The sequence below is a fragment of the Rhodopseudomonas pentothenatexigens genome (assembly GCF_900218015.1).
Classification (GTDB): domain Bacteria; phylum Pseudomonadota; class Alphaproteobacteria; order Rhizobiales; family Xanthobacteraceae; genus Rhodopseudomonas; species Rhodopseudomonas pentothenatexigens.
On sequence record NZ_UFQQ01000007.1, the window covers coordinates 223,130 to 245,106 of the forward strand.

Genomic DNA, 21,977 nt, shown 5'->3' on the forward strand with positions numbered 1-21,977 from the left:
GGGCTGGTCCTTGCAGAATCTGTTGAGTTTTCTCAAAGGCTTGGGAGCCGCGCGGCTGATGGCGATGATCGCCGTCTCGGTCGCTCTGCTCGGCTTCTTCGCCTTCGTCATCATGCGGGTGTCGCAGCCGCAGATGACGACTCTTTATACGGATCTCAGCGTCGAGGACTCGTCCAGCATCATCAAGGAGCTGGAGCGCCAGGGCATTCCGTTCGAGATGCGCAATGACGGCGCGATTCTGCTGGTGCCGAAGGACAAGGTGACGCGGCTGCGGATGAAGCTCGCCGAAGGCGGCCTGCCGAAGGGCGGCGGCGTCGGTTACGAGATCTTCGACAAGTCGGACGCGCTCGGCACCACCAGCTTCGTCCAGAACATCAATCATCTGCGCGCGCTCGAAGGCGAGCTGTCGCGCACCATCCGGGCGATCGACCGGGTGCAGGCGGCGCGGGTGCATCTGGTGTTGCCGGAGCGGCCGCTGTTCTCGCGCGAGGCGCCGGAGCCGTCGGCCTCGATCGTGCTGCGGGTGCGCGGCGCGCTGGAGCCGCAGCAGGTCCGCGCCATCCGCCATCTGGTGGCTTCCGCCGTCAACGGCCTCAAGCCGCAGCGGGTGTCGATCGTCGACGAGGCCGGCCAGCTGCTCGCCGACGGCTCGGCCAGCGGCGAGCAGATGGAAGGCGCCACCAGCGACGAGCGCCGCGCCGCGTTCGAAAAGCGGATGCGTAACCAGATCGAGGGCATCGTTTCGTCGGTGGTCGGCTCCGGCCGCGCCCGGGTCCAGGTTTCGGCGGATTTCGACTACAACAAGATCACCCAGACCTCCGACCAGTTCGACCCGGAAGGCCGGGTGCTGAGGTCGAGCCAGACCCGCGAAGAATCCGCCGCGACCTCGGCCGCCGATGGTCAGGTCACCGTCAACAACGAGCTGCCCGGCGCCAACCAGGGGCAGGGCGCCGGCGCACGCGACGTCAGCAAGAAGTCCGAAGAGACCAACAATTACGAGATCTCGCGCGTCACCAAGACCGAGGTCACCGAGGCCGGCCGCGTTAACCGGCTGTCGGTCGCAGTGCTGGTCGACGGCGTCTACACCAAGAACGACAAGGGCGAACTGGTCTATGCCGAGCGGCCGAAGGAGCAACTCGACCGCATCGCCGCCTTGGTGCGCTCGGCGATCGGCTTCGACCAGAAGCGCGGCGACCAGATCGAAGTCGTCAATCTGAAGTTCGCCGAAGCGCCGCAGATCGAGAAGCTGCCGGAGCCGGCCGGGCTGATGGGCATGTTCCAGTTCACCAAGGACGACATCATGAACATGATCCAGCTCGGGGTGATGTTCCTGCTCGGCCTGGTGGTGCTGTTCATGGTGATCCGTCCGCTGGTGAAGCGCATCCTCGCCGCCGAGTCGGCGCCGGAAACGCCGGGCCTGCCGGCGCTGGCCGACGGCACCGTGCCGCAGATCGGTGCCGACGGCCAGCCAGTGGCGCCGGGCATGCCCAGCATGATCGACATCGCCCAGGTGCAGGGCCAGGTGCACGCCCAGTCCGTGCACCGGGTCGGTGAACTCGCCGAACGCAATCCCAACGAAACCGCCGCCATTATCCGTCAATGGCTGGCCGAACCCGCCGCCTAATCCGCCATGGCCGACGCCTCCGTCCCAGCTACCAGTCAGGATGACATCGCCACCGTCGTCGCGACGCTGGCGCAGCGTCAGAGCGGCCGGCCGCCGAGCAAGCCGCTGAGCGGGCCGAAGCGCGCCGCGATTCTGATGCTGGCGCTCGGCGAGCAGTACGGCGGCAAGATCTGGAGCCTGCTCGACGACGAGGAAGTCCGCGAGCTGTCCTCGGTGATGTCGACGCTCGGCACCATCGAACCGGAAACCGTCGAGGATCTGCTGCTCGAATTCGTGTCGCGGATGTCGGCGTCCGGTGCGCTGATGGGCAACTACGACGCCACCGAGCGGCTGCTGCAAAAATACCTGCCGGCCGACCGGGTCTCCGGCATCATGGAGGAGATCCGCGGTCCCGCCGGCCGTAACATGTGGGAGAAGCTCTCCAACGTCTCCGAAGAGGTGCTCGCCAACTATCTGAAGAACGAGTACCCGCAGACCACCGCCGTGGTGCTGTCGAAGCTCAAGCCCGAGCACGCCGCCAAGGTGCTGGCGATCCTGCCCGAGGACATGGCGCTCGACGTCATCAACCGCATGCTGCGGATGGAGGCGGTGCAGAAGGAAGTGATCGAGAGCGTCGAGAAGACGCTGCGCTCCGAATTCATGTCCAACCTGTCGCAGACCCGCCGTCGCGACGCCCACGAGGTGATGGCGGAGATCTTCAACAATTTCGACCGCCAAACCGAGACCCGGTTCATCACCTCGCTGGAAGAGGACAACCGCGAGTCCGCCGAGCGCATCAAGGCGCTGATGTTCACCTTCGACGACCTGGTCAAGCTCGACGCCGGCTCGGCGCAGACGCTGATGCGCAACATCGACAAGGACAAGCTGGCGATCGCGCTGAAGAGCGCCAACGAAGAGGTCCGCGGCTTCTTCCTCGGCAACATGTCGTCGCGCGCCGGCAAGATGCTGCTCGACGACATGGCCGCGCTCGGTCCGGTGCGGCTGCGCGACGTCGACGAGGCGCAGGCGCTGCTCGTCAACCTCGCCAAGGATCTCGCCGCGAAGGGCGAGATCGTGCTGACCAAGAACCGCGCCGACGACGAACTGGTGTACTGATGGCCGCTCCCGCGCAGAAATTCCTGTTCAACGACGATTTCGGGGCACCGGAAAAGGTCCGCGAAAAGACCATCGCCGCGGCCGAACTGGCGCAGGCGGTCGCCGCCGCCGAGCAGCGCGGCTATCAGAACGGCTTCGCCGCCGGTCAGAACGAGGCCATGGTCGAGGCGCAGCGGCGCAGCGCGATGGCGCTGGAGCAGATCGCGCAGGCGATGCACGTGATCGCCAGCGGGATCGGCGGCGTCGAAACCCGGATGGAGACCGAGGCTGTCGAAGTCGCGGTTGCAGCGGCGCGCAAGCTGTGCGGCGAACTGGTCGCCGCCGAGCCGCTCGCCGAGATCACCGCACTGGTCGGCGACTGCTTCCGCCACCTGGTGGCGACGCCGCATCTGGTGGTGCGGATCAACGACTCGCTGTACGAGGCCGCGCGCGAGCGCATCGAACTGCTCGCCAAGCAGAGCGGCTTCGCCGGGCGCCTGGTGCTGCTGGCGGATCCGGAAATCGCCGGCGGCGACTGCAAGATCGAGTGGGCCGACGGCGGCGTGGTGCTGGAGCGCGCCGCGGTCGAGGCCAAGATCGACGAACTGGTGGGCCGCTACATGGCATCACGCAACAGCGGCCGATGATTGGAGGAAGGTGAGACATGGGCGACAATGACGGCCAGGTGCCGCTTCCCGACCTCAACGGCGCCGATGCTCCGCCGCTGGCCGACGTCGGCTATCAGGACGACGAACAGATTTCGCGCGTCGCCGCCGATCTCGAGGCGGTGTTCGACGTGCCGGTGCAAGTCTCGGCCGTGCTCGGCCGATCGAAGATGGACGTCGGCGAGTTGCTCAAGCTCGGGCCCGGTGCGGTGCTGGAGCTCGATCGCCGCGTCGGCGAGGCGATCGACATCTACGTGAACAACCGCCTGGTGGCGCGCGGCGAGGTCGTGCTGGTCGAGGACAAGCTCGGCGTCACCATGACGGAAATCATCAAGGCGGACACCTAACGCGAGCGCGCGGGACCCGCGCGGCAGGATATCCAGGAGCAATCCATGCGGCTTCTCATCGTCGGCACCCTGAAGGGCCAGCTCACCACCGCGACCAAGATCGCGATCGACAACGGCGCGTCTGTCACCCACGCCGCCGACAACGAACAAGCGATGCGAGTGCTGCGCGGAGGCAAGGGCGCCGACCTGCTCTTGGTCGACGTCGCGATCGACATCCGCGATCTGGTGATGCGGTTGGAGGCCGAACACATCCACGTGCCGATCGTCGCCTGTGGCATTGCCTCCGACGCCCGCGCCGCGGTCGCCGCGATCCACGCCGGCGCCAAGGAGTACATCCCGCTGCCGCCGGATCCGGAGCTGATCGCCGCGGTGCTGGCGGCGGTCGCCAACGACAGTCGCGAGCTGGTGTACCGCGACGACGCGATGGCCAAGGTGGTGAAGCTGGCGCAGCAGATCGCCGGCTCCGAAGCGTCGGTGATGATCACCGGCGAGTCCGGCACCGGCAAGGAAGTGCTGGCGCGCTACGTCCACAGCCGCTCGAACCGCGCCAAGAAGCCGTTCATCAGCATCAACTGCGCGGCGATCCCCGAGCATCTGCTGGAATCCGAGCTGTTCGGCCACGAGAAGGGCGCCTTCACCGGCGCGGTGGCGCGGCGCATCGGCAAGTTCGAGGAAGCCAGCGGCGGCACATTGCTGCTCGACGAAATTTCGGAAATGGACGTGCGGCTGCAGTCCAAGCTGCTGCGCGCCATCCAGGAGCGGGTGATCGACCGCGTCGGCGGCAAAGGCCCGGTGCCGGTGGATATCCGCATCCTCGCCACCTCGAACCGCAATCTGGCCGAAGCGGTGCGTGCCGGCACCTTCCGCGAGGACCTGCTGTTTCGTCTCAACGTCGTCAATCTGAAGATCCCGCCGCTGCGCGAGCGCCCGGCCGACATTCTCGAACTGGCGCAGCACTTCGCCAAGAAATACGCCGATGCCAATGGCGTGCCGCTGCGGCCGTTGTCGGCCGAAGCGCGCCGCGTGCTCACCACCAATCGCTGGCCGGGCAACGTCCGCGAACTGGAGAACACCATTCACCGCGCCGTGCTGATGGCGCAAGGCGACGAGATCGGCCCCGAGGCGATCATCACCCCGGAAGGTGATCGGCTCGATCAGACCAAGACGCCGCCGGCAGTGGCGCACGCCACCTTTGCGGCCGAGCAGGTCACTCGCTCGCTGGTCGGCCGCACCGTGGCGGACGTCGAGCGTGACCTGATCCTGGAAACGCTGAAGCACTGCCTCGGCAACCGCACCCACGCCGCCAACATCCTCGGCATCTCGATCCGCACGCTGCGCAACAAGCTCAACGAATACGCCGACGGTGGCCTGCCGATCCCACCCGCCGGCGGCGGCGAACCGCGCGCCTTCGTGCAGACGGCCTGACCGCCGATCGAGCTCCTCCAATCCTGAAGAGAGCCCTCCGGCCCCCTCTGGAAGGTCTCTCCTCCGCCCCTCCTCCTGAAAGGAGGTGGGGCGGAGAGGAAACACCAGCCTCGCGCACCCTTTCGCGGCCTAATCCAGGGTGGAACGCAGCTTTCGGACCTGATGCGATCCGGCCCGCCGCCATTCGCGTGGCGATGCCTCAAATCGCTTCCGGAACGCTGTGGAGAAATGCGAAAAGCTGCCGAAGCCGTTTCGGATTGCGATGTCGCTCACCGTAAGCCCGGACCGGCGGCGATCGCTCAATTCCTCCGCAGCCATCTGCAGGCGCGTCTCGCGGATGAATTCGCTCGCCGAGGTCTGCTGCGTCGCAAAGATCTCGTTAAGTCGGCGTACCGATATCCCGACCGATTTGGCGAGCGCGATCCGATCGAACTCGGCATCACGGAATCGGTGCCGAATGATCGCTTGCGCGCGAAGCAGAAGGAGCCGGGACGAGGATTTCAGCTCGATCGGGCCGGTCGCGACGCTGGTAAGAGCTGTCGCAAACAGATCGGCCAGAAGGTCGGCGAGCTGATCGTTCAGCGTAGCGTCCGCGTCAGCGGTGTGCTTGCCGAAGCGCAGGATGCTCTGGCCGACCAGTTGTCCGAGGGCGGAGGCTCCATCGATCCGCTTGCCAAGCGCCAGCTCCGCATTGGGGACGCGGAGCAACAATGAGGCTTTCGGGATCTGCAGCACGAGCTGACGGAAATCGCTCTCCATGCGGAGATCGTAGGGCTCCGTGCTGCTGTAGGCCGCCATGTCTCCGGGATGCAGTCGGGCGGTTTGGCCACGCTGGCTGACGGTTGCGGCGCGTTCGAGCTGCAGGCTGAGAAGGAAGAACTCCTCCGAGGCGCGGCGGATGTCGTCCGGGCGGCGTCTGACCTTGCCGCCCGAACCGCTCACTTCCGAGACCGACAAGTTCGACAAGTGATTGATCTCGATTGCGCCTCTGACATCGCGCGGGTCGGTGATTTCGCACGAGAGCTGAACATAGCTCGCGCATACCGCGTCGCGCAAATAAGCGACCCGATCGCGAGGTCGCACGAAGGCCGCGTCGTATCGTGTGAGCATCGCCTTGCTCGCCTGCTGGGGCACGTGACGAACTCTATATCGAGCCGGGCAAATTTCAAATCATTCGGCGCCCAAATACGAAAGCGCGTGGTTGGGCCGGCGCTATCCTCCAAGGAGCAATCTGCCCCGGAGGACGACAATGCAGACGTCGAAGCAGTTTAAGGTGGCCGCTGTGCAGGCGGTACCCGCGTTTCTCGATCTTCGTGCCGGCGTCGCCAAAGCGATCGACCTGATCGAACAGGCCGCGCGACAGGGCTGCAAGCTCGTCGTGTTCTCGGAGACGTGGCTGCCCGGCTATCCCAATCAGATCTGGCTCGGCGCACCGGCCTGGTCGATGCAGTTCTTCGGTCGTTACTTCGAGAACAGCCTGCAGGCCGGTGGCCCGGAGGACCAGGCGATCGCGGACGCCGCCCGCCGCAACAATATCCAGGTGTCGATGGGATTGTCCGAGCGGGACGGCGGCAGCCTGTACATCGCGCAGTGGCATTATGCGGAGACCGGTGAGGTCATCAAGCGACGCCGAAAGCTGAAACCGACCCACGTCGAACGGACGGTGTTCGGCGAAGGCGACGGCAGCGATCTCGCCGTGTGCGAGACGTCGATCGGCCGGGTCGGACAATTGGCGTGCTGGGAGCATCTGCAACCCCTCAGCAAATACGCGATGTACAGCCAGAACGAGCAGATTCATTGCGCCGCATGGCCAAACCTGTCGGCGGTTTCCGACGAGGCCTACGCCTACGGCCCCACTGTCAGCGGCGGCGCCAGCATGATCTATGCCGTCGAAGGCGGCTGCTTCGTCATCGCCGCCTGTGCCGTGGTCGGCGAGGAGCAGCAGGCGATGCTTTGTCAGGGCGATCCGATGAAGGAAGCAATGTGTCCCACCGGCGGTGGATTCGCGCGAATCTTTGCGCCCGACGGGCGATCGATCGGGGCCAATCTCGATCCGCACGAAGAAGGGCTGGTCATGGCCGACATCGACCTCGACCTCATCCCCTTCGCCAAGGCCTCCGCGGACCCCGCCGGTCACTACTCACGTCCGGACGTGACCCGGCTGCTGTTCAACAACAGGCCGGCCCGCCGCGTCGAATACTTCGCTTCACCTCTCGAAAGCGCGCCGCCGGCGGCACCCGTTCGGGCAGCGTCGGCGGCGGCCGCCGAAGACGCCTGAGCCACGCCTCACGAATATTTCGGGGCGTCCGGATTGCGGTAGATTTTGATCGGCTCGCCCGGCACCAGCTTCGGCGCGGTCAGCATCGCATAGGCGTACAGAGCCAGATAAACGCAGGCGAGGGCGCCGACGCCATAGAACAGCCAGGTCGCAATTCGCTGCATTTCTCATCCTTCCGCTTCTGCGGAAGATGGCGATCCGGATGCCGGAGTCAAATCCGTATCAGCCGCGAAAATCCAGCCGCCGCAGAATGATCCCAGGAGGCCGGCCTTCCATTTCGGCATTGGCGAATTTGCGCTCGGCGCAGCGTTCGATGCTTTCGCGCAGCCGCATGAACTGCTGCTCGCGCTGCGCCGGGGGCGTCCGTTTTGCGCCGTCGAGAAAGTCCATTGCGTCGGAGCTGATGGCGCAGGGCACTTCGGTCAAATCGTTGATCATCGAAAACAGCACCACGGACCGGTCCTCGTCGTAGCCGCGAAAGTTGCCGCTGGTGAAGCTCATGGTGGATCATCCTCGTGTTACGGGCGGCGCCGCGCGTGTCAGGGGCGGCTGGTACTGCGATCGGCTTGCCGCGCGTCTCGCAGCGCGTCGGGCTCGATTGCGATCATTTCGACCGAGGCCTGATGTGGCGGCGCACAGGCGACCGTGATCATGGTTCCGACGCGGCGGAATACCGGGAACGACAGGCCTTCGATCAGTTCTTCGTCGGTGACGACGGCGTAAGCTCCCGCCGGCAATTCGCGGTCGATGCCGCGGAGCCGAAACGGATGAGCGAAGACGATGGTCTCGCGGCGCGTTCGCGTAGTCATGGACGCCTCCTTCGGGCCGCTGCGTCCGAGCGCCGGTCGCGCTGTATCGCGTCCCGACGATTGCCGACCATGCTGCGCCTTTTCATCCGTGATAGCCATCGAATTCGTTGCAATCGGCCCTGCCACGTCGCGGCAGCTTGTTTTTCGGCCCGTGATCGCCATTTAAGGCAGGCAGCCGGCGATCAGTTCCGATCAGGCCCACGGCGCGATGGCGGAGAAGCCGAACTCATGAAGCTCCGCGTCGGCTATGAGATGATCTACGACTTCCCGCAACCGACGCCGATGATCGTGGTGCTCGGGACCCACTTTAGCCGCGCCTCCGACATCATCGTTCCGGATTTCCTCACCGTCGATCCGCCGGTGCCGATCACGCCGTATCGCGACATGTTCGGCAATTGGTGCAGCCGCCTCGTGGCGCCTGCGGGGCGGATGCGGCTCGCCGCCGACGGCATCGTGCGCGACAGCGGCGTGCCGGATCCGGTGGTGCCGTCGGCGACTCAACGTGCGATCGAGGATCTGCCGGCCGACACCATCGTGTATCTGCTCGGCAGCCGCTATTGCGAGACTGATCTTCTCTCCGATACCGCGTGGAAGATGTTCGAGAAGACCTCTCCCGGCTGGCCGCGGGTGCAGGCGATCTGCGATTTCGTGCACAATCACATCAAGTTCGATTACCAGCACGCCCGCGCCACCCGCACGGCGCATCAGGCCTTCGACGAGGGGCGCGGCGTCTGCCGCGATTACGCCCATTTGGCGATTGCGCTGTGCCGCTGCATGAACATTCCGGCGCGCTACTGCACTGGCTATCTCGGCGACGTCGGTACCCCGAAGCCATGGGCGGCCGGCGACTTCGCCGGCTGGTTCGAAGCCTTCATCGGCGGCCATTGGTACACGTTCGATCCGCGCAACAATGTGCCGCGGCTCGGCCGGGTACTGATCGCGCAGGGCCGCGATGCCGCCGATGTCCCGATCACCCAAACCTTCGGCCCCAACACCCTGGTCAGCTTCAAGGTGTGGACCGACGAGATCGACGAGACGGCCGTCGCCGGCTTGCACTGAGCGCCCGACGCGCTAGCTTGCCGGCACCGAGTCGCTGCGGGCGTTGCCCGCCGCGTGGTCTGCCCGCGAGATCCCATGACCACCTTCACCCCAGTCCAGGACGAGGCGCTGAAAGCTGTCGGCGAATGGCTCAAGGCCAAGCCAGGCCGTAACGGTACGCCGCTGGTGTTCCGGCTGTTCGGCTATGCCGGCACCGGCAAGACCACGCTGGCGCGGGAGATCGCCGAGGGCGTCGATGGCGAGGTCAAGTTCGCCGCCTTCACCGGCAAGGCGGCGCTGGTGATGCGCAACAAGGGCTGCGACGACGCCTCCACCATCCATTCGCTGATCTACCGCACCAAGGAGAGCGGTGTCGAACAGCCGAGCTTCGAATTGTGGGACGACGCGCCGGCCTCCAAGGCCAAGCTGATCGTCATCGACGAATGCTCGATGGTCGACGAGGAACTCGGCCGCGACCTGATGTCGTTCGACTGTCCGCTCCTGGTGCTCGGCGATCCGGCGCAGTTGCCGCCGATCCAGGGCGGCGGCTTCTTCACCAATGCCGAGCCCGACGTGATGCTGACCGAAGTGCATCGTCAGGCGCAGGACGACCCGATCGTCCGGCTGTCGATGGATGTGCGTGAGGGCCGGGGGCTCGAACGCGGCCGCTATGGCGAAACCGAAGTGGTGAGCCGCGATCAGCTCGATCCGCAGCGGGTGATGGACGCCGATCAGGTGCTGGTCGGCCGCAACAACACGCGGCGCGCCTACAACGCGCGTTTCCGCCAGCGCCTGAACATCGAGGATCCGTTCCCGGTCGGCGGCGACAAGCTGGTGTGCTTGCGCAACAACCGCAAGAAGGCGCTGTTCAACGGCGGGCTGTGGCGGGTCAAGTCGCGCTCGCCGATCAAGACCAAGATCATCACCCTGCGGGTGACGCCCGACGAGGATTTCGGCGGCCGGCTGACCAAGGTTTCGGTGCGCAACGAATGCTTCGCCGGCGGCATCGAGGACATCTCGTGGGACCAGCGCAAGCCCTACGACGAGTTCGACTACGGCTACGTGCTCACCGTGCACAAGAGCCAGGGCTCGCAGTGGGACGACGTCGTGCTGTTCGACGAGAGCTTCGCCTTCCAGGACAGCCGCGCCCGCTGGCTCTACACCGGCATCACCAGGGCGGCGAAGCGGCTGAGCGTGGTGGTCTAGCGCAGCACTCCGTCTGTGCCCGCGTCGCCCTCACCCCAGCCCTCTCCCGCAAGCGGGAGAGGGAGTTCGCTGCGCCGGCGGCAGCGCCAGGCGCGAAAAGCGCGCGAGTTGCACTCAAGAGATAGGGGGGCTCTCGCGAATCTAAATGTACTTGATCGGAGAACTTCCCCGAGCACTACTTGCTCCCTCTCCCGCTTGCGGGAGAGGGGTGGGGTGAGGGCGCCCCAGGCAGTGAGCTCCAGGTGGTCGCGATCCGACAGCTACTCCGCCTTCCGCGCCACGAACGTCATTCGCCAGGGATTGTGGCCGATGTTGTGTTCGGCGCGGCGGGCGGTGAAGCCGGCGGCGGCGAGCTTGGCGAGCATCTCGGACTCGCTGTAGCGCTGCAGGCCGATCTTGGTGCGCAGCTCGCGATAGTCGGACAGCGCGGTTCGCGCCAGTCCCCATAGCGCGTCAGTCAGGAAGCCGTGGCGGCGCGCCATCATCAGCAGCGCCAGCACGTCTCGCGGCATCCCGACCTCGGGGCGGAGGATATCGCCGAGCACCAGGCCGCCGGGCGGCGACAGCAATCGCCTGATCACCGCAAACGCCTGGTCGAGCTCGGCCGGCGTCATGTATTGCGCTACCGAATTCATCACCACCAGATCGACCGAGCCTTCCGGCATGGTGCGCAGATCGTCCAGCGACCGCACCCTGATCTTGGTGTTGAGCGCGTAGCGGGCGATCAGCCGGCCGCGCACGCCGGGGGCCGGTTCGGCCAAGATCAGCTTGCCGCAGGCTTCAGCGACGGTCGGGGCGGACAACGCTTCCCCGCAGGAATAGTCCAGCACCACTGCGCCAGGGGAGGGAATATAGCCGATGATGTCGCGGGCGATCTCGGCAAAATGCACGTCGCGGTGGCGGTTGCTGACATAGATGGTGTGTGTGGAGTCGTAATAGTCGATCCAGTCGTCCATCCGTGACCCCGAAAACATCCGCCCAAACCAAGCCGAACGCGGCCACTCCTGGCCGATCGGTCGAGCGCTGCCCGCTCCGCATGGCTGTTCCACAAATGGAACGCCGCCGCACGCCGCGCGTTGCCGAGGGGTCTAACGTGTTTCGCGGGAAACACAATGCACAGCCGAAACATCCAAGACGCGCTTTCCAGGACCGGCTTGGATCTTCCGCGCCCGGCCGTCCCGCCGACCGTTGCGTTCGCCCTGGACGTCAACCGCCTCACTGCAGGATTCTCATCGTGACCAAAGCCAAATCCGCCTCCGTCGCCCCCGAACTCGATACCCCGACCGACCTGCCGCCGCAGGCGGTGGAAAAGATCTCGACCGCGCTGAACGGCCTGCTCGCCGACTCGTTCGCGCTGTATCTGAAGACCAAGAACTTCCATTGGCACATCAGCGGTCGCCACTTCCGCGATTATCATCTGCTGCTCGACGAGCAGTCGGCGCAGATTCTTGCCACCACCGACGAGCTCGCCGAGCGCGTCCGCAAGGTCGGCGGCACTACGCTGCGCTCGATCAGCCATATCTCCCGGCTGCAGACCATCCAGGACAACAACGACGACTACGTGCCGCCGCGCGAGATGCTGCGCGAGCTGATGAATGACAACAAGAAAGTCGCCGCCGCGATGCGCAAGGCGCACGAGATCGTCGACGAGTGCAAGGACGCGGCCAGCGCCGGTCTGCTCGAGAACTTCATCGACGAGACCGAAAAGCGCACCTGGTTCCTCTTCGAAGCCACCCGCCAGGAAGGCGCCAACGAAGCGTAAGCGGCGCGGGCTCGAGACGAGCCTATTTGAGAAGAGAACTTACCCCGAGCACAGCGAACTCCCTCGCCCCGCCTTTCGCGGGGAGAGGGTTGGGGTGAGAGGCGACACGCGCACTAAAGATAGCTCCTTCGATTTATCAGACGCTCGGCCTTGCGGAGGCGCCCCCTTACCCGGATTGCTGCGCAATCCGATCTCTCCCCGCGTGCGGGGAGAGGTGACCGGGAGCGTCTGCGAAAATTTGAGATGCGGCGCTTACTTCCACAGCCTCGGCAGCGGCCCGTCCTTGCCGAACACCGGATCGGTCTCGGGCAGCGGCACCCGTGGAACCGATTGCAGCGCACGCCGGTAGTTGTCCGGCGTCGGCCGCGTCACCTGCATCTTCGGGCCTGGCGGGTAGGCGCCGACCACCCTGAAGTCATGGCTGGCGAACAGGCATTTGTGGCCGGTGCCGGCGGGCAGCACTGCGATGTCGCCAGGCGTCAGCTCGATCGCCTCGCCCTGTTCGCCGCCGAACAGCACCATCGCCCGGCCGCGTGCGACGCCGAGCGCCTCGTGCACCGTGGCGTGATAGTGTTGGTAGTCGAAAATGCCGTTGCGCCAACGATCGCCCCAACCATTGCGTGCGAACAGATCCTCGACCGCCTGCTCCGGATCGCGCTCTCCGATATCGAACGCATGCTTGTAGAGCAGCAGCGGCAACGGGTTGTTCGGGATCAGCCCGTCGTCATCGAACACCAGCGCAAGCGGCTTGATCTGGTCGCGGGCAAGCGACATGGCGTCTCCAGCGCATGCAGGGAATGTGAGTAGTTCTTGCTGGGATAACGTGAGTGCGCGCCGGGCGTTCCCGCACCCGTTACCTGCCTGATAGACGTCATTCCGGGGCGCGCCGACAGGCGCGAACCCGGAACTCAGACGTGACTGCGCGCCGATCAGCTTCCGGGTTCGCGAGCTACGCTCGCGCCCGGGAATGACACGTCGAGAGGATGATATCAGTAAGTCCGCCGCGATTACGCGGCGGCCTTCTTCGCGCGCATCAGATCGGTGAAACGGCGGAACAGATAATGCGAGTCCTGGGGGCCCGGGGACGCCTCAGGGTGATACTGCACCGAGAACACCGGCTTGTCGGCCAGCGCGATGCCGCAATTGCTGTCGTCGAACAGCGAGATGTGAGTTTGCTGCACGTTGGCCGGCAGCGTCGACTTGTCGACCGCGAAACCGTGGTTCATCGAGGTGATCTCGACCTTGCCGGTGGTGAGATCCTTGACCGGATGATTGGCGCCGTGGTGGCCCTGATGCATCTTTACGGTCTTGCCGCCGAGGGCGAGGCCGAGCATCTGGTGGCCGAGGCAGATGCCGAAGGTCGGCACGCCGGACGAGATCACCTGCTGGATCACCGGCACCGCGTATTTGCCGGTGGCAGCCGGATCGCCCGGGCCGTTCGACAGGAATACGCCGTCAGGCTTCATCGCCAGGATGTCTTCGGCCGAGGTGGTGGCGGGTACCACGGTGACCTTACAGCCTTCGCCGGCGAGCAGCCGCAGGATATTGCGTTTGATGCCGTAGTCGATCGCGACGACGTTGAACTCGGGCTTGTCCTGCCGGCCGAAACCTTCACCCCACGCCCACGGCGTCTCGTCCCAGGTGAAGCGCTGGCCGGAGGTGACCATCGGCACCAGGTCCATGCCTTCCAGGCCGGGCCACTCCCGGGCCTCTTCCTTCAGCGCGTGGAGGTCGAACTGGCCGTTCGGCGCATGCGCGATCACCGCGTTGGGCATCCCCTTGCTGCGGATCAGCGCGGTCAGCGCGCGGGTGTCGATGCCCGACAGCCCGATGATGCCGCGCGCCTTCAGCCAAGCGTCGAGATGACGCGACGAACGATAGTTCGACGGATCGGTGATGGCGCCGCGCAGGATGACGCCGCGCGCGCCCGGCGTCGCCGCCATGTTAACCGTCTCGATATCCTCGTCGTTGGTGCCGACGTTGCCGATATGCGGGAAGGTGAAGGTGATGAGCTGCCCGGCGTAGGACGGATCGGTCAGGATCTCCTCGTAGCCGGTCATCGCGGTGTTGAAGCAGACCTCGCCGACGGCGTGGCCCTCTGCGCCAAGGCCGAAGCCCTCGAACACGGTGCCATCGGCGAGCACGAGCAGCGCGGTCGGTTTGTGGTCCGGCCAGGCGGGATTGGATGCTGAATTGGTCATGAGCGCACTACATAGTCGCGGGCGTTGCCGACGTCAAAGCGCGGACCCCCTCGAATTGTTCGCTTTTGGACGAGATTTGACAGGGAATTTGGCTGTCCTAGGCTCCGCGGCGGGCGCAGGGGCAGAATCGTGCGTGGGGAGAGGTTGCATGGACACATCATTGCCGGTGGTGCTGGTGCCGGGTTTGGCGGGGTCGCCGCGGATCTATGCCCAAATCGTGCCGGCGCTGTGGGCGTGCGGGGCGCCGGTCACGGTCGCCAACCACATCCGCGACGACAGCATGGCGGCGATCGCCCGGCGGATTCTCGCCGAGGCCCCGGCCCGTTTCGCGCTCGCCGGGCATTCGATGGGCGGCTACATCGCGTTCGAGATCATGCGCGAGGCGCCCGACCGGGTCGCCAAGCTGGCGCTGATCAACACCCAGGCCCGCCCCGACAGTCCGGAAGCCACCGAGCGCCGCACCCGCCAGATCGGCGAGGCCGAGGCCGGCCGGCTGCATGCGGTGCTGGAGGAGCTGTATCCCGGCTTCGTCCACCCGTCGCGCCGCGACGACGCCGCGCTGCAGAGAATCGTCCACGACATGGGCGACGACGTCGGCGCCGCCGGCTTCGTCCGCCAGCAGCGCGCCATCATCGCCCGCGCCGATTCCCGTCCGACCCTGGGCACGATCCGCTGTCCGACGCTGGTGATCTCCGGCGATACCGACACCACCATTCCGAACAGCCTGTCGCAGGAGATGGCCGACGGCATTGCCGGGGCAAAACTGGTGATCATCCCCGATTGCGGGCACCTGCCGCAGATCGAACAGCCCGCCGCCACCGCCGCCGCGCTGGCGGGCTGGCTGCGGAACTAGAGTTGTTTCAGGCGGCCGAACCGCCTACATCAGGCGTTGAAAACGACCGTCCCCTCGTCATTGCGAGGAGCACCCGGATCGGCGCTTCGCGCCGTCCGGGCACAGGCTCCGCGACGAAGCAATCCAGAGTCCCGGATGCAGAGCCCTGGATTGCTGCGCTTCGCTCGCAATGACGGTCCCGACGAAGATCCGAAGGAGCCCGACATGCTGCGCGACGACATCAACACCGCCGTGAAAGAGGCGATGAAGGCCAAGGACGAGCGCAAGCTGTCGACGCTGCGGATGGTGAACTCGACCATCAAGAATGCCGACATCGAAGCCCGCGGCCAGGGCAAGCCGCCTTTGAGCGACGGCGATCTGCTCGGTCTGCTGCAGAAGATGATCAAGCAGCGCCAGGAATCGGTCGCCCTGTACGACCAGGGCGGCCGCGCCGAGCTCGCCGAGCAGGAGCGCGCCGAGATCGCGGTGATCCAGGCCTACCTGCCGCAGCAGATGTCCGAGGACGAGATGAAGGCCGCGATCGCCGCCACCATCACCGAGACCGGCGCCGCCGGCATCAAGGACATGGGCAAGGTGATCGGTGCCCTGAAGGCGAAATATGCCGGCCAGATGGACTTCGGCAAAGCCAGCGGCTTGGTGAAGGCGGCGCTGACGGGTTAGGCGCGCGCTGCGGTTCGCGCGAGCCTTTCTTCCGTCATTCCGGGGCGCCGCGGAGCGGCGAACCCGGAATCTCGACGTCGTGCTGCGTGACGGCCGCGCCCCCTGCTATGCCTTTCTTCGGGATAACTGCGGGATTCCGGGCTCGCGAGCTGTCGCTCGCGCCCCGGAATGACTCACCAAACTCAATGCCCGATCGCCGGCTTTGCGCTGCGGTCGACGGTGCGCAGCGACAGCGCCAGCGGGATCATCAGGGCGGCGATCGCGGCGAGGGCGACGAACACGTCGATATAGGCGAGCAGCGCCGCCTGGTTCTCGACGATGCGGCCGATCAGCGCCATCGCGGCGCCGGCGGTGTCGCCGGTGGCATTCTGGCTCCTCAGATAGCTCTGGATGCCGGCGAGGGTGTCGTGCAGCACCGGATTCCACGCGCCGATGTGCTCGACCAGCCGGCTGTTGTGGAACTGCTCGCGCTGCGCCAGCACGGTCTGGCTGACCGAAACGCCGATCGAGCCGCCGAAATTGCGGGCGAGGTTGATCATCGCCGAGGCCTGATCGGTCTTGTCCGGCGGGATGCCGTCGTAGGACGCGGTGGTGATCGGGATGAAGATCAGCGGCAGACCGATGCCGAGATAGATCCGCGACATCGCGAAGTACCAGTAGTCGGCGTCCGGCGACAGCCGCAGCAGGTCGACCATCGCGCCGGCCGCGATGGTGGCGCCGAGCGCGATCAGCCAGCGCGGCTGCACGCCGCCGAGCCGGCCGACGATCACCATCATCACCATGGTGACGAGACCGCCGGGCGAGATCACCAGGCCGGCCAGCGTCGCGGTGTAGCCGTAGCGCTCCTGCAGCAGTTGCGGCAGGATCTGGGTGGTGGCGATCAACAGTGCGCCGGTCGCCAGCATGATCACGAAGCAGGTGCCGAACTGCCGCTGCGCCAGCATCCGGATGTCGATCAGCGGCTGCTCGCGCGACAGCTCCCACGGCACGAAGGCGATCAGCGCCAGGACGGACAGCACCGCGAAGCCGACGATGAAGCTCGAGCCGAACCAGTCGTCGACCTGGCCGCGGTCGAGCACGACTTCCAGCGCGCCGAGAAAGGTCGCGACCAGCAGGAAGCCGACGATGTCGAAATTGAATCCCTTGGCCCACAGCTTGGCGCGGGCCTCGCGCTGCGTCTTCGACTGCGGGATGATCAGATAGATCAGCGCCAGCGTGACGATGCCGACCGGCACGTTGATCAGGAAGCACCAGTGCCAGGAGAAATTGTCGCTGAGCCAGCCGCCGAGCGTCGGCCCGACCACCGGCGCCACCACCACGGCGATGCCGTACAGCGCGAAGCCCTGGCCGCGTTTGGCCGGCGGAAACGCCGCCGCCAGGATCGATTGGGCGACCGGCGTCATGCCGCCGCCGGCCAGCCCCTGCATGATCCGGAACACCAGCAGCGACTGCAGATTCCAGGCGAACCCGCACAGCAGCGACGCCACGGTGAACAGCGCGATGCACACCAGAAAGAAGTTCTTGCGGCCGAACATTTGGGCGATCCAGCCCGAGGCGCACAGTACGATCGAATTGGCCACCAGATAGGTGGTGACCACCCAGGACGCCTCGTCGCTGGACACCGCGAGGCCGCCGGAGATGTAGCGCAGCGCAACGTTGGCGATCGTGGTGTCGAGCACCTCCATGAAGGTCGCGACCGACACCAGGATCGCAATCAGCCAGGGATTGGCGCCGTATTCGCCCTGTTGCGGCTCGGCCTGCATCGCGCCGGCCTCACGGACGCACGGTGACGGTCGCCACCACCGACATACCCGGGCCGAGCTGAACGTCGGGCCGCTGATCGAAGGTGATCTTCACCGGCACGCGCTGCACCACCTTGACCCAGTTGCCGGTGGCGTTTTCGGCGGGCAGCAGGCTGAACGCGGTGCCGCTGCCGGCCTGGATGCTGTCGACGCGGCCGTGGAAGCTGCGGTCATAGGCGTCGACCTCGACGTCGACCGGCTGGCCGACCCGCATCAGTTCGAGCTGGGTCTCCTTGAAATTCGCCGTGACCCAGACATCGAGCGGCACCAGCACCATGATGGCTTGGCCGAGCGAGGCCAGCGCGCCGACCGCGCCGGTCAGCTTGGCGATCCGGCCATCGGTCGGTGCCCGCAACTCGGTGCGCTGCAGATTGGTGTCGGCCTGTTCCTTCTGCGCCTGCGCGGCCTGCAGCTGCGCTTCGGCCTGCTCGGCCTTGGCGCGCAGCACGTCGACCTGACGGACCGCTGCGAGCCTGGCGGCATTCGCGGCGTCGAGCGCGGCCTTCTTGGCGCGGAAGTCGGACTCCGCCTGCTGGGCGCGTTGCACGGTGCCGGCGCCCTTCTGCACCAGCTCCTGATAGCGCTGGTTCTCCTCGGCCGAGAAATTGTAGGCCGCTTCGGCCTCCTGGACCTGCTGATTGGCCTGCTGGACCTGTGCCTGCTGAGCGCCGATCTGCGCCGCGATATCGGCGATCGACGCCTGCGCCTGCCGGATCTGCGCGGCGGCCTGGTCGACCGCGGCCTTGTAGTCGCGTTGGTCGATGGTCGCCAGCAGCGCGCCGGCCTTGACCACCTGGTTGTCGGTCACGTTGACGGCGGTGATGGCGCCAGACACCTGCGGGCTGATCAGCACGGTGCGGGTGTCGATAAAGGCGTCGTCGGTGCTCTCGAAATGCCGGGCGTACAGATACCAGGCGACCCCTGCGACGATCGCGGCGATCAGCACGGCCGCGCCCACCATGGCGGCGATCGGATGACGGCCGATCAGCGCCTTGAGGCCGGCCTGCGGCTTTGCATTGCTGTCGCCGCCTGAATCGCGGTCCTCGGGGCGAGCCTCGGCCTGGCGTTGCTCGGCCCGCGGCGGCGATTCGCCGGGCTGGAGCGATGCGGCTGCATCGCGCCGCGCCACCGCCGGGCGGCGTTCGCGATCAGCGCCATCCGGATCGGCGGAAGAAGGACTGTCGATGGTTGTCATGGGAATTCTCGTGCGCGCGGCCGTCGCCACGCCATGGCCGGCAACACTGCAGCGCACAACAGGTTCCATGATGAAACCCGCGCCGAGCGCATCGCTTCACGGCGATCTCCGCATGGCGGGGCTTCGGCGCTGCACACCGTTCACACGGGTGTGAACAGCGACCTGATAGGGACGTTGGGCATACCCGGCGACTGGCGTCCGGGGAAAATCCATTCCGTTCGCGTGCTAACCGGATCGTTTCGGCGGGATTTTGCACCGCAAATTAGTTGTGCGGCGCGGCGGGAACTAATCGCCATGCATCGCTGCAGGTGATCATCTGCAGCGAAGTGATTGACGGATGTCGCGACGCGGCTCTTAATGATTGCAACTAACAGCAACTAATGCCACGAGCCAGGGAGGAGCGACCATGTCGATCTCCGGTAAGGTTGATCCGGTGGTGCGGCGGATCACGATCGCCGACATCGCGGAAGCGTTGGGTCAGGGCCTGCGCGACTTCCAGGCCGCGCCGCTGTACGGCCTCGCGTTCGGAGCGTTCTATGCCGCGGGCGGTCTGCTGATCCTCGCCTGTCTGACCGCCTTCCATATGGTGTATTTGGCCTATCCGCTCGCCGCCGGGTTCGCGCTGATCGGGCCGTTCGTCGCGCTCGGTTTGTACGAAGTCAGCCGGCAGCGCGAGGCGGGGACGCGGCCGTCGATGCTGCAGATTCTCGGGCTGATGCGCAGCCGCAGCGAACTCGGCTGGATGGCGTTCGTCACGCTGTTCCTGTTCGTGATCTGGATGTACCAGGTCCGGCTGCTGATCGCGCTGTTCCTCGGCGTCGGCGCCTCGTTCGGCAGCCTGCCGGAGTTCATCTCGGCGGTCCTCACCACCAACGAGGGGCTGGTGTTCCTCGCGGTCGGCAATTGCGTCGGCGCCGGGCTGGCGCTGGTGCTGTTCTCGCTGACGGTGGTGTCGTTCCCGCTGCTGCTCGATCGCGACGTCGATTTCGTCACCGCGATGGTGACCAGCGTCCGCGCGGTGGTGAAAAGCCCGCTGCCGATGATCGGATGGGCCGCCACCATCGTGGTGCTGCTGGCGGTGTCGGCGCTGCCGTATTTCCTCGGCCTGATCGTGACGCTGCCGGTGCTCGGCCACACCACATGGCATCTGTATCGCAGGATCGTCGCGCCGGTCGCGGCCGAACTGCCGACCGCCGAGGATTCCGAGGCGGTCAGCAACGTGGTGGCGATGCCGAAACGCGCCGCCGCGGGCTGACTGGTCGATCCGACCGGCGCGCTGATCTCCGACCTACAGATGGGCGGCTTCCGCTGCCGTGTGCGGCGGAGGAGCAAATGACAGCGGCTGGCCGGTCTCCAGGATGCTCTTGAGGCTCGACAGCACCATCGGCCAGCCGGTGGAGATATCCGGCAGCGTCCGGCTGTGTTCGGCGAAGCCCTCGTGGATCACGGTGAGTTTGATCGCGCCGTGGCTCGGCTCGAGCAGATAGGTCACGCGCGACGGCGGCTCCTTGCGCATCTCTTCATCGTACACCGACACCCAACTGTACGACAGCTTTCGCGGCGGATCGGATTCGAGCACCACCCCCTCGTTGACGATCCGGCCGGCTTTTTCCATCCGCATCGGCGCGCCGGCGGTCCAGTCCGAGGTCAGGCTGCAACCGTACCAGTAGCGCTCGGTGAACGCCCTGTCGGTCAAAGCATGCCACAGCGTCTCCGGTGTGGTCTTGATGAAGGTGACATAGACGAATTCAGGCTTACTCATCGCGTTCCTCCAGTTTTCGTTTGAGGTTGCCGAGCGCCGCGAGACGGCCGCGCTCGAATTTCCTGATCCAGCGTTCGCCGATCTGGTGGATCGGCACCGGGTTCAGGTAGTGCAGCTTCTCGCGGCCATGCCTGACCGTCGCGACCAGATTGGCCGCTTCGAGAATTGCGAGGTGCTTGGTCACGGCCTGCCGCGTCATGGCGAGGCCGTCGCAGAGCTCGTTCAAGGTCTGCCCGTTGCGGGCATGGAGCCGGTCCAACAGATCGCGCCGGGATGCGTCGGCCAGCGCTTTGAACACCTCGTCGTACATGGGGCCAGAATAGGCAACTAAAAGGTTGCATGTCAAGCTTCGCCGCGCAGCGATGTCGTCGCGGCGGTCGATGCGGCCAGGCCGGCCTGCTATCGTGATGCGAACTTCGAAATTGGATGGGTAACCGATGTCTCTCGAACTGTATCTGACCTATGTGGGCGCCTGCATCGTGCTGGCGCTGCTGCCGGGGCCGGTGGTGACGCTGGTGATCGCCAACGGCCTGCGTCACGGCACCCGCGCCGCGCTGCTCAACATCGCCGGCGCGCAGGTCGGGCTCGGCCTGGTGATCGCGCTGGTCGCCGCCGGTCTGACGACGCTGATGGCGACGATGGGCTATTGGTTCGATTGGGTGCGGTTTCTCGGCGCCGCCTATCTGGTATGGCTCGGCATCGGCCTGATCCGCCGTCCGGTCGAAGGCCTGTCGGCCGATCAGCCGCCGCCGCCGCCGCGCGGCGGGTTCTTGCTGCAGGGCCTCGTCGTGCTGCTGGCGAATCCGAAGGTCCTGGTGTTCTTCGGCGCGTTCATTCCGCAATTCGTCGACATGCAGCGCGAGACGGTGCCGCAGGTGGCGCTGCTCGGCGTCACCTTCATGGCGATCGTGGCGGTGACCGATGCGATCTACGCGCTGCTGGCCGGCCGCGCCCGCAGCATGTTCTCGGCACGGCGGACGCGGCTGCTGTCGCGGATCTCGGGCGGCTTCATGATCGGCGGCGGCGTCTGGCTGGCGCTCAGCCGGGCGAAGTGAGGGACGGCCTTTCCGTCATCGCGGGCAGCGACGCCGACGAAGCAATCCAGGCCGAGTGCTCGGCATGGCTGGATTGCTTCGCCTTCGGCTCCAATGACGCGGGAGATTTGCGGCCCGGCGGCTAGATGTGGAGCCTCAACAGGTTGTCCTCGGACAGGCCGAGGCGGCTGATGGGTATTTGTGACTTTATGCCGCCGTGGGGCCGGTGCCAATTGTATCGA

24 protein-coding genes and 1 pseudogene are annotated in these 21,977 nt (G+C 66.0%); 13 read left to right on the forward strand and 12 right to left on the reverse strand.

What is annotated here, in order from left to right:
• The first annotated feature begins 10 nt into the window (after positions 1-10).
• The 5 genes from fliF to flbD are packed head-to-tail and all read left to right on the forward strand — an operon-like array spanning position 11 to position 5,135.
• Positions 11-1,624, forward strand: coding sequence for a flagellar basal-body MS-ring/collar protein FliF (fliF, locus tag DWA33_RS08655; RefSeq protein WP_114357676.1), 1,614 nt, complete (start codon positions 11-13; stop codon positions 1,622-1,624).
• A gap of 6 nt (positions 1,625-1,630) precedes the next feature.
• Complete coding sequence (fliG, locus tag DWA33_RS08660) at positions 1,631-2,719, forward strand: flagellar motor switch protein FliG (protein WP_114357677.1); 1,089 nt, start codon at positions 1,631-1,633, stop codon at positions 2,717-2,719.
• Positions 2,719-3,345 carry a FliH/SctL family protein gene (locus tag DWA33_RS08665; RefSeq protein ID WP_114357678.1) on the forward strand — a complete coding sequence of 209 codons (627 nt, stop codon included), beginning with the start codon at positions 2,719-2,721 and terminating at the stop codon, positions 3,343-3,345. The genes fliG and DWA33_RS08665 overlap by 1 nt, the downstream gene beginning before the upstream one ends.
• Before the next feature lie 17 nt (positions 3,346-3,362).
• Positions 3,363-3,710 (forward strand): flagellar motor switch protein FliN, encoded by a 348-nt coding sequence (fliN, locus tag DWA33_RS08670; protein ID WP_114357679.1) that lies wholly within the window; start codon positions 3,363-3,365, stop codon positions 3,708-3,710.
• 45 nt (positions 3,711-3,755) lie between these two features.
• Complete coding sequence (gene flbD / locus DWA33_RS08675) at positions 3,756-5,135, forward strand: sigma-54-dependent transcriptional regulator FlbD (protein WP_114357680.1); 1,380 nt, start codon at positions 3,756-3,758, stop codon at positions 5,133-5,135.
• 129 nt (positions 5,136-5,264) lie between these two features.
• Here the strand turns inward: flbD and DWA33_RS08680 are convergent, their stop codons facing one another.
• On the reverse strand, positions 5,265-6,269 hold the full coding sequence (locus DWA33_RS08680; protein WP_114357681.1) for an AraC-like ligand-binding domain-containing protein: 1,005 nt from the start codon (positions 6,267-6,269) through the stop codon (positions 5,265-5,267).
• A gap of 115 nt (positions 6,270-6,384) precedes the next feature.
• On the opposite strand from DWA33_RS08680, the gene DWA33_RS08685 reads away from it, so the two are divergent.
• Positions 6,385-7,413, forward strand: coding sequence for a carbon-nitrogen hydrolase family protein (locus tag DWA33_RS08685; RefSeq protein WP_114357682.1), 1,029 nt, complete (start codon positions 6,385-6,387; stop codon positions 7,411-7,413).
• 8 nt (positions 7,414-7,421) lie between these two features.
• On the opposite strand, the gene DWA33_RS25135 is transcribed toward DWA33_RS08685, so the two are convergent.
• Genes DWA33_RS25135 through DWA33_RS08695 form a run of 3 tightly spaced genes read right to left on the reverse strand, consistent with a single transcriptional unit; the run spans position 7,422 to position 8,222 of the window.
• Positions 7,422-7,577 carry a hypothetical protein gene (locus DWA33_RS25135; RefSeq protein WP_167443155.1) on the reverse strand — a complete coding sequence of 52 codons (156 nt, stop codon included), beginning with the start codon at positions 7,575-7,577 and terminating at the stop codon, positions 7,422-7,424.
• A 58-nt stretch (positions 7,578-7,635) separates the two neighbouring features.
• The gene (locus tag DWA33_RS08690) at positions 7,636-7,914 is read right to left on the reverse strand and encodes a DUF1488 family protein (RefSeq protein ID WP_114357683.1); all 279 of its coding nucleotides are present in this window, start codon (positions 7,912-7,914) and stop codon (positions 7,636-7,638) included.
• A gap of 38 nt (positions 7,915-7,952) precedes the next feature.
• Positions 7,953-8,222 carry a hypothetical protein gene (locus tag DWA33_RS08695; protein WP_114357717.1) on the reverse strand — a complete coding sequence of 90 codons (270 nt, stop codon included), beginning with the start codon at positions 8,220-8,222 and terminating at the stop codon, positions 7,953-7,955.
• 228 nt (positions 8,223-8,450) lie between these two features.
• Between DWA33_RS08695 and DWA33_RS08700 the strand changes: the two genes are divergently transcribed.
• Both DWA33_RS08700 and DWA33_RS08705 read left to right on the forward strand, forming a co-directional pair.
• On the forward strand, positions 8,451-9,281 hold the full coding sequence (locus DWA33_RS08700; protein ID WP_114357684.1) for a transglutaminase-like domain-containing protein: 831 nt from the start codon (positions 8,451-8,453) through the stop codon (positions 9,279-9,281).
• A 75-nt stretch (positions 9,282-9,356) separates the two neighbouring features.
• Complete coding sequence (locus tag DWA33_RS08705) at positions 9,357-10,466, forward strand: ATP-dependent DNA helicase (RefSeq protein ID WP_114357685.1); 1,110 nt, start codon at positions 9,357-9,359, stop codon at positions 10,464-10,466.
• Positions 10,467-10,726: 260 nt separating this feature from the next.
• Here DWA33_RS08705 and DWA33_RS08710 read toward each other — a convergent pair whose 3' ends face one another.
• Positions 10,727-11,422, reverse strand: coding sequence for a class I SAM-dependent methyltransferase (locus DWA33_RS08710; RefSeq protein WP_114357686.1), 696 nt, complete (start codon positions 11,420-11,422; stop codon positions 10,727-10,729).
• 278 nt (positions 11,423-11,700) lie between these two features.
• On the opposite strand from DWA33_RS08710, the gene DWA33_RS08715 reads away from it, so the two are divergent.
• Positions 11,701-12,228 carry a Dps family protein gene (locus tag DWA33_RS08715; protein ID WP_114357687.1) on the forward strand — a complete coding sequence of 176 codons (528 nt, stop codon included), beginning with the start codon at positions 11,701-11,703 and terminating at the stop codon, positions 12,226-12,228.
• A 252-nt stretch (positions 12,229-12,480) separates the two neighbouring features.
• Here DWA33_RS08715 and DWA33_RS08720 read toward each other — a convergent pair whose 3' ends face one another.
• Both DWA33_RS08720 and carA read right to left on the reverse strand, forming a co-directional pair.
• Positions 12,481-13,002 carry a hypothetical protein gene (locus DWA33_RS08720; RefSeq protein WP_114357688.1) on the reverse strand — a complete coding sequence of 174 codons (522 nt, stop codon included), beginning with the start codon at positions 13,000-13,002 and terminating at the stop codon, positions 12,481-12,483.
• Between the two features lie 233 nt (positions 13,003-13,235).
• Positions 13,236-14,429 (reverse strand): glutamine-hydrolyzing carbamoyl-phosphate synthase small subunit, encoded by a 1,194-nt coding sequence (gene carA / locus DWA33_RS08725; RefSeq protein WP_114357689.1) that lies wholly within the window; start codon positions 14,427-14,429, stop codon positions 13,236-13,238.
• A gap of 148 nt (positions 14,430-14,577) precedes the next feature.
• Here carA and DWA33_RS08730 point away from each other — a divergent pair, with 148 nt between their 5' ends.
• Together DWA33_RS08730 and DWA33_RS08735 are read left to right on the forward strand one after the other, a co-directional pair.
• Positions 14,578-15,282, forward strand: a complete 705-nt coding sequence (locus DWA33_RS08730; protein ID WP_114357690.1) for an alpha/beta fold hydrolase — start codon at positions 14,578-14,580, stop codon at positions 15,280-15,282.
• Positions 15,283-15,486: 204 nt separating this feature from the next.
• Positions 15,487-15,942, forward strand: coding sequence for a GatB/YqeY domain-containing protein (locus tag DWA33_RS08735; protein ID WP_114357718.1), 456 nt, complete (start codon positions 15,487-15,489; stop codon positions 15,940-15,942).
• Between the two features lie 182 nt (positions 15,943-16,124).
• Here the strand turns inward: DWA33_RS08735 and DWA33_RS08740 are convergent, their stop codons facing one another.
• Positions 16,125-17,705: a DHA2 family efflux MFS transporter permease subunit gene (locus DWA33_RS08740; RefSeq protein ID WP_114357691.1), complete on the reverse strand. Its 1,581-nt coding sequence runs from the start codon at positions 17,703-17,705 to the stop codon at positions 16,125-16,127.
• A gap of 10 nt (positions 17,706-17,715) precedes the next feature.
• Positions 17,716-18,939: an HlyD family secretion protein gene (locus tag DWA33_RS08745; RefSeq protein WP_114357692.1), complete on the reverse strand. Its 1,224-nt coding sequence runs from the start codon at positions 18,937-18,939 to the stop codon at positions 17,716-17,718.
• Positions 18,940-19,345: 406 nt separating this feature from the next.
• Here DWA33_RS08745 and DWA33_RS08750 point away from each other — a divergent pair, with 406 nt between their 5' ends.
• Positions 19,346-20,194, forward strand: coding sequence for a DUF2189 domain-containing protein (locus tag DWA33_RS08750; protein WP_114357693.1), 849 nt, complete (start codon positions 19,346-19,348; stop codon positions 20,192-20,194).
• A 33-nt stretch (positions 20,195-20,227) separates the two neighbouring features.
• Here DWA33_RS08750 and DWA33_RS08755 read toward each other — a convergent pair whose 3' ends face one another.
• Positions 20,228-20,701: an SRPBCC family protein gene (locus DWA33_RS08755; protein ID WP_114357694.1), complete on the reverse strand. Its 474-nt coding sequence runs from the start codon at positions 20,699-20,701 to the stop codon at positions 20,228-20,230.
• Positions 20,694-21,011, reverse strand: coding sequence for an ArsR/SmtB family transcription factor (locus tag DWA33_RS08760; protein WP_114357695.1), 318 nt, complete (start codon positions 21,009-21,011; stop codon positions 20,694-20,696). Before DWA33_RS08760 ends, DWA33_RS08755 begins: the two co-directional genes overlap by 8 nt.
• Positions 21,012-21,138: 127 nt before the next feature.
• On the opposite strand from DWA33_RS08760, the gene DWA33_RS08765 reads away from it, so the two are divergent.
• Positions 21,139-21,756, forward strand: a complete 618-nt coding sequence (locus DWA33_RS08765) for a LysE family translocator (RefSeq protein WP_114357696.1) — start codon at positions 21,139-21,141, stop codon at positions 21,754-21,756.
• Between the two features lie 121 nt (positions 21,757-21,877).
• Here the strand turns inward: DWA33_RS08765 and DWA33_RS08770 are convergent.
• A pseudogene (locus tag DWA33_RS08770) lies at positions 21,878-21,977 on the reverse strand (IS481 family transposase); the annotation flags it as partial.